The sequence below is a fragment of the Xanthomonas populi genome (assembly GCF_002940065.1).
Taxonomy (GTDB): domain Bacteria; phylum Pseudomonadota; class Gammaproteobacteria; order Xanthomonadales; family Xanthomonadaceae; genus Xanthomonas; species Xanthomonas populi.
Genome location: NZ_MDEJ01000326.1, coordinates 1 through 533, shown reverse-complemented (window position 1 = coordinate 533; position 533 = coordinate 1). Strand labels below are relative to the sequence as shown.

Below are 533 nucleotides of genomic sequence, written 5' to 3'. Positions count from 1 at the left end.
GCCTGCAAATGCGCGTTGACTTGCGCAAACAACTCGCTTCCCAGCGCATGCCGCTCCAGCAGGCGGCGAAACTTCAGCAATGTTCAGTCCCGGCATTAGATGGATCGGATTCACCTTGAACCGCTCGGGTTCGGATGTCCACTGCGTGCAGATGAATTCGTACGGTGTCAGACCCTACAGGGCTTTGAGCCTGCGACCGTCGTTGTAGGCGTCGATGAAGTTGGCCAAATGCTGTTGCAGGTGTGCGTGATCGTCGTAATGGACGCGTTTGACAGTGGCTTCCTTGATCGTCCGATTCATCCGCTCGACCTGCCCGTTGGTCCATGGGCGCTCCTGATTAGCCCTGACCTTCAGCCGCCAGTCGCAGGATCTGCGCCGCGCTTTGTGGATGCTGCTGTCACTTGAAGCCAACGCGGCGACGTGATGCGCAGCAATGCCGTGCAGTTCCAGGCGGGATGATCGATGCCCGAGTTCTTCGCGTCCTGTGGCACCGAAGCCAAGTGCCATCGCGCGCTCTACACGTGGCGCTGGCC

The 533-nt window shown here is 59.7% G+C and carries 2 pseudogenes; one reads left to right on the top strand and one right to left on the bottom strand.

The features are described from left to right. Nucleotides 1–81: 81 nt before the first annotated feature. Nucleotides 82–330, bottom strand: a pseudogene (locus XpopCFBP1817_RS21145) (integrase core domain-containing protein); the annotation flags it as partial. A gap of 93 nt (nucleotides 331–423) precedes the next feature. Between XpopCFBP1817_RS21145 and XpopCFBP1817_RS21140 the strand changes: the two are divergent. Continuing rightward, nucleotides 424–533, top strand: a pseudogene (locus XpopCFBP1817_RS21140) (IS1595 family transposase); the annotation flags it as partial.